Origin of the sequence: Mesorhizobium sp. M7A.F.Ca.AU.002.02.1.1 (genome assembly GCF_003998535.1) — a bacterium.
In the GTDB taxonomy this organism is placed as follows: domain Bacteria; phylum Pseudomonadota; class Alphaproteobacteria; order Rhizobiales; family Rhizobiaceae; genus Mesorhizobium; species Mesorhizobium ciceri.
This window is the reverse complement of sequence record NZ_RZPB01000381.1, coordinates 1-5815: the sequence shown is the minus strand read 5'-3', so window position 1 is coordinate 5815 and position 5815 is coordinate 1. Positions and strand designations below refer to the sequence as shown.

Here is a 5815-nt window from a genome sequence, read left to right as displayed (position 1 = left end):
CTGCTGCGTGGCGATGTCGATGCCGCAAGTGCATATCGTCGCCTATTGCATGGACCTTGGCTACGGCGTCGCACATGGCGCCGACATGCTGTCGATCATGATGGCGGGCGGCGTCGTCAGCCGGCTGGCGTCCGGCTTCCTCGCCGACCGTATCGGCGCCGTGTGGACATTGATGATCGGCTCGGTCCTGCAGTGCCTGTCGCTGCTGTTCTACATCCCGTTCGACGGGCTTGCCTCGCTCTATGTGGTGTCACTGGTGTTCGGCTTGTCGCAGGGCGGCATCGTGCCTTGCTACGCGATCATCGTGCGCGATTATATGCCGGCCAGAGAGGCCGGCCAGCGTATCGGCATCGTCATGATGGCGACCATCTTCGGCATGGCGATCGGCGGCTGGATGTCGGGCTGGATCTACGATTTGACCGGCTCTTATGCGGCTGCGTTCCTGAACGGCATTGCCTGGAATATTTTGAATATACTGGCGATCGTTCTGTTATTGTGGCGGTCGCGGCGATCATTGACGGTTGCAGCTTAAGCCTTATTCCGGGCGCACAAAATGCATCTCGATCTTCACGGTAAGCCCATTCTTCTAACAATAGCGGTGTGGGCCTGCGCCGCGGGATGCCTCGCAGGCGCCGCCGCAATTTTCTATTCGATTATCCTGGTGCTCGGCAGAACCGGGGCGCTTGTAGACACTACTGAGGAAAGATCACTTGGTTGGAGCGAGCGAGCCGGCCGCAGGAATAGCCGTTTCAACAGATTTCTTGTTGCTGACGAATTCCGATCGCTTCGCAAGCTCCTGTTTGGAGCATGGGCCGGATTTTTAGTCTCGTTTGGTCTTCTTTCTCTGCTGATTTTTCTCTTTGGGGAGCGGACATTGACCTAGCGTCGAGAAGGAAGCGCGCGGATAAATATCCCACTTTGACCAACATATGACGGCTGCGGGCGCGATGGCTTCCGATCTGTATCTTGCGAGGACTCGATTTTGACCAAGCCGCGCACGCGCCGGGGCGGCGGCCGCCCGACCATCGCGGATGTCGCGCGCAAGGCCGGTGTCGGCGCCATCACCGTGTCGCGCGCCCTGCGTGAGCCGGAGCGTGTCTCCGAAGAGTTGCGCCGCCAGATCCAGGCCGCTGTCGACGAACTGGGCTACGTGCCGGACCCGAATGCCCGGGCGCTGGCCTCGGCGCGCGCCGAGGTGTTCGGCGTGCTGGTGCCGTCGCTTACCAACAACGTCTTCGCCGAGGTGGTGCGCGGCATCTATGACAGCCTGTCGGCCAGCCCGTTCCGCATCCAGCTTGGCAACACCCACTATTCCGGCCTCGAGGAAGAGCGGCTGCTGCAGCTGTTCGGTTCGCAACGGCCAGCGGCGCTGATCGTCGCCGGCATCGATCAGACGCCGGCTTCGCGAAAGCTGCTGGAAAGTGCCGGCTGCCCTGTGGTGCAGGTGATGGAAACCGGTCCCGATCCGGTCGACATGATGGTCGGCTTCTCGCATCTCGATGGCGGGAGGGCGGCGACCGAGCATCTGATCGAGGCCGGCTATCGCCGCATCGGCTTCATCGGCGCGCGCATGGATCCGCGTTCGCAGCGGCGCCTTGCCGGCTATCGCGCGGCGATGGAGGCCGCGGGCCTGTTCGACCCGCGCCTCGTCACCACCACGCCGGTGCTGTCCAGCGTGTCGCTCGGCCGCGAGATGTTCCGCGACGCGCTGGCCAAGGTGCCGACACTCGACGGGGTGTTCTGCAACAATGACGACATCGCGCTCGGCGTCTTGTTCGAATGCCATCGCGCCTCGATCGCGGTGCCGAAGACGATCGGCATCGTCGGTTTCAACGATCTCGACATGATGCAGGTGGCGTTTCCTTCGGTCACCAGCATCCGCACCCATCGTTATGAGATCGGCCGGCGTGCCGTCGCCATGGCGCTTGCTGCGATCGCCGGCAAAAGACCGGAGCAACGGATCGTAGATCTCGGTTTCGAGCTCAAGCGCCGCGAGAGCACGGCGCGTTGAAACGCACAGAAGCGACTGTGCGAATGCCGGTTTACACGCCGATTTGGTAGCGCTACCATCTCCTACAGGCAGTTGCATGAACGATAGGTCGCACCTGTTTATTATACATAAGCGACAACTAATACTTGTTTATTATGGATAATATGATAGTTTTCGCCCCGCTGGCGGCGACAAGGGAGGTACCGGGTCGGCCATCACGGGCGGCCGAGGAAGCGCATGGCAAGGCGGGAGGTGCCGGTCCATCGCGCGAAAAATTCGCATTGCGAAACGAACAATCAGAACTGCAATCGGGAGGATTATCGATGATCAAGTCACTCGTTGGTGGCGTCGTTGCCGCCACTGCATTCGTCATGCTCAATTCGGCCGCCATGGCCGCCGGACCCGAAATCGTGTCGGGTCCCGCCGCTCAGGCGGACTGTTTCGCGCCGTGGAGCGCAGAGACCAAATTCTTCAAATATCCCAAGAAGGAAGGGCCGTTCCGCATCGCCTTCGCCAATGGCTATATCGCCAACACCTGGCGCATCCAGATGGTGCAGACGGCCAAGGCCTACGCCGCGCAACCTGAAGTCAAAGCCAAGATCAAGGAATTCAAGGTCGTCTCGACGGGCGAGGACGTGCCGGCACAGATCTCGGCGATCAACAATTTCATCGATTCCGGCTATGACGCCATCGTCACCGACGCCCAGAACCCGACGGCCTTCGGTCCGGTCATCAAGCGTGCCAAGGAAGCGGGCATCGTGCTGGTCGCCTTCGACAACATTCTCGATACCAAGGACGCCATCAACGTCAATGTCGATCAGAAGGGTCTTGGCGAATTGTGGGCCAAGTGGCTGGTCGGCAAGATACCGAACGGCGGCAAGATCCTGGAAGTGCGCGGCGTCGCCGGCACCTCCGTCGACACCGATCGTCACAACGGCATCCACGAGGTGTTCGATGCGTCCGGCAAGAAGTGGGACGTGACCGAAGTCGCCGGCAAATGGGATGACGGCGTGGCACAGAAGGTGACCGCGGATGCGATCGCCACCAACGGTCCGTTCGACGGCATCACCGGGCAGGGCGGCGACACGGGCATCGTGCAGGCGATGATCGACGCCAAGCATCCGTTCGTGCCGTTTGGCGGCGAGACCGAGAACGGCTTCCGCAAGTTCTGCGCCGCGCATTCAGCCGACGGGCTGAAGTGCTCGTCCGCGGGCTCGGGCCCGGCTCAGGTCGCCGTCGCCATCAAGACCGCGATCGCCGCACTCGAAGGCGAAGTCGTGCCACAAGAGGTGAAGCTGCCGCTGGCGATCGCCGAAGACCCGAACATGAAGGAAGGCACGGATTACTTCCCCAAGGAATCCGACAATTTCTTCGTCGGCAATTCCTTCCCGACCTGCGGCATCAATTTCAGCGCCCAGGAAATCATGGGTCAGACCAAGGAAAACCAGTAAATCATCGCTGGCTGTCACCTGGCGCCGCGGCTTGAGCCGCGGCGTTTGTCTCAATTCCACAATCGCCCTGGGAGGGCCGATGGACGGTGCGGCTCCGCTCTTTCGTATGGAAGGCATATCCAAGCGCTATGGCGGTGTACGCGCGCTGGAGAAGGCCGAGCTTGTTGTCGAAGCCGGCAGCATTCACGCCATTCTCGGTGAAAACGGCGCCGGCAAATCGACGCTGATCAAGGTCATGGCAGGTGTCGTGGCGCCCGATGAGGGGCGCATGACTCTGGATGGGCGCGAGGCGACCTTCGCCTCTCCGGGTGCCGCCAATAAGGCCGGCATCGTCTGCATCTTCCAGGAACTGTCGCTGGTCCCCGAGCTAAGCGTTGCCGACAACATAGTCATTTCCGACCCGCCCAAACGCTTCGGCATGATCGACCGCAAGGCGCAACGCCGCATCGCCGAAGAAGCACTTGCTCGTGCCGGCGCCGCCGACATCCACCCGCTGGCGCTGGTCAAGGACCTGCCATTGTCGCGCCGGCAGATGGTCGAGATCGCCAAGGCATTGGCACGCAAGCCGCGCATCCTCATCCTCGACGAGGCGACCTCCGCGCTGACTGCCGCGGATGTCTCGAAGATCTTCGCGGTGCTGAAGCGGCTGCGCGCGGAAGGGCTGGCGCTGCTTTACATCTCGCACCGCATGAACGAGATCGCCGAACTGGCGGACCAGTGCACGGTGTTCCGCAACGGCCGCAATGTCGCCAGCTATCCAGCCGGCTCGAAGAGTGACAATGAGGTGGTCGAACTGATGATCGGCCGCGAATACAGCCATATCTTTCCGCCCAAGCCGACGGCCGTGCCTGCCGCCGCGGCCCCCAGGCTCGAGGCCCGCAAGCTCTCATGGGCCGACCGGCTGCACGACATCTCGCTGACCGTCAGGGCAGGTGAGGTGGTCGGCCTTGGCGGCCTCGACGGCCAGGGCCAGCGCGAATTGCTGCTCTCCTTCTTCGGCGTGCTGCGCGGCCTCAGCGGCCAGATCCTGATCGACGGCAAGCCTGTGTCGATCACCAGTCCATCCGTTGCGCGCGACGACGGCATCGGCATGGCGCTCATTCCCGAGGACCGCAAGACCGAAGGGCTGATGCTGCCGATGACGGTGCGCGAGAACCTGTCCTTCGCCGCGCTCGACCGGTTGTCGAAAGCCGGCATCATCGACCGTGCCGCCGAGCAGCGGCTGATCGACGACATGGTCGGTCTTTTGGCGATCAAGACGGCGGGCCTCGACATTCCGGTCGGCGCGCTTTCGGGCGGCAACCAGCAGAAGGTGGTCATCGCCAAATGGCTGATGCGCCAGCCGCGCATCATCCTGCTCAACGATCCGACGCGCGGCATCGACGTCGGCACCAAGCAGGAGCTGTACCAGCTGATGCGCAAACTGGCCGACGCGGGTGCTGCGATCCTGTTCTACTCGACCGACTATGACGAGCTGATCGGCTGCTGCGACCGTGTGCTTGTGCTCTATGACGGGGCGGTCAAGCGCGAGCTGGTCGGCGCCGAGATCACCGAGCGGGCGCTGATATCAAGCGCGCTCAACATCCATGGCGAGGAGAGCCGGGTGGGCCTGGGAGTGGGCGCATGAAGGATTGGCGCTACTGGCTGGCCGAGCAGCGCGGAACGCTGCTGGCGTTCGGCATCTTCATCGTCATGTTCGTCATCTACACCTCGAACCATCCGGCCGGCTTCACCGCCAATGTGGTGCAGACGGCGGCCAACAAGGGCGTGCTGCTCGCCTTCGTCGCCATGGCGCAGACGCTGGTGGTGATCACCGCCGGCATCGACCTGTCCGTCGGCATGATTTTTCTCCTCACCAACTGCCTGGCTTCGTGGCTGGTGGTGGGAACGCCGATGCAGACGACGCTCGGCGTCATCGCCGTGCTGGCGGTGGGACTGCTGTGCGGCGCCATCAACGGCGCCATCGTCATCTATGGCCGGCTGCAGCCGATTGTCGCCACCATTGCCACAGGCGCCGTCTATTACGGCATCGGCCTGTTGCTGCGGCCATTTCCGGGCGGCTCGGTCAATGAGGACCTGGCCGATGCGCTGACCGGTCGTGTGTTCGGCGTGGTGCCGGCAAGTCTCGTCGTGCTGCTGGCCATCGTGCTGGTGATCTGGGTGCCGTTCAGCCGCTCGGTGCTTGGCCGCGCCGCCTACGCGGCAGGCTCATCGGAGACGGCGGCCTACATGTCGGGTGTGCCGATCCGGCGCGGCAAGTTCGCCGCCTACACGCTGGCCGGCCTGCTGGCGGCGATCGGCGGATTGTTCCTGACCTTCTTCACCTATACGGGTGAGGCGGCCTATGCCAGCGGCAACTCCTACACGCTGTTTT

Annotated in this window: 6 protein-coding genes; all 6 read left to right on the top strand. The window is 62.8% G+C overall.

Features of this window, described 5'->3' with window-relative positions; translation table 11 throughout:
- A partial coding sequence (locus EN879_RS21635) for an MFS transporter (protein ID WP_164774505.1) occupies positions 1-532 on the top strand: 532 nt, incomplete at its 5' end.
- A 21-nt stretch (positions 533-553) separates the two neighbouring features.
- A complete protein-coding gene (locus EN879_RS21630; RefSeq protein WP_063168517.1) occupies positions 554-883 on the top strand; it encodes a hypothetical protein in 330 nt (109 codons plus the stop codon).
- Positions 884-982: 99 nt separating this feature from the next.
- On the top strand, positions 983-2011 hold the full coding sequence (locus EN879_RS21625; RefSeq protein WP_024501536.1) for a LacI family DNA-binding transcriptional regulator: 1029 nt from the start codon (positions 983-985) through the stop codon (positions 2009-2011).
- 302 nt (positions 2012-2313) lie between these two features.
- Positions 2314-3441 (top strand): sugar ABC transporter substrate-binding protein, encoded by a 1128-nt coding sequence (locus EN879_RS21620; protein ID WP_013530863.1) that lies wholly within the window; start codon positions 2314-2316, stop codon positions 3439-3441.
- Between the two features lie 79 nt (positions 3442-3520).
- Positions 3521-5068: a sugar ABC transporter ATP-binding protein gene (locus EN879_RS21615; protein ID WP_063168516.1), complete on the top strand. Its 1548-nt coding sequence runs from the start codon at positions 3521-3523 to the stop codon at positions 5066-5068.
- On the top strand, positions 5065-5815 hold a 751-nt coding region (locus EN879_RS21610; RefSeq protein ID WP_164774504.1), incomplete at its 3' end, for an ABC transporter permease. The genes EN879_RS21615 and EN879_RS21610, both read left to right, overlap by 4 nt.

Coding starts and splice junctions, on each gene's coding strand:
- EN879_RS21630 (WP_063168517.1), top strand. CDS start 554: ATGCATCTCGATCTTCACGGTAAGCCCATTCTTCTAACAATAGCGGTG.
- EN879_RS21620 (WP_013530863.1), top strand. CDS start 2,314: ATGATCAAGTCACTCGTTGGTGGCGTCGTTGCCGCCACTGCATTCGTC.
- EN879_RS21615 (WP_063168516.1), top strand. CDS start 3,521: ATGGACGGTGCGGCTCCGCTCTTTCGTATGGAAGGCATATCCAAGCGC.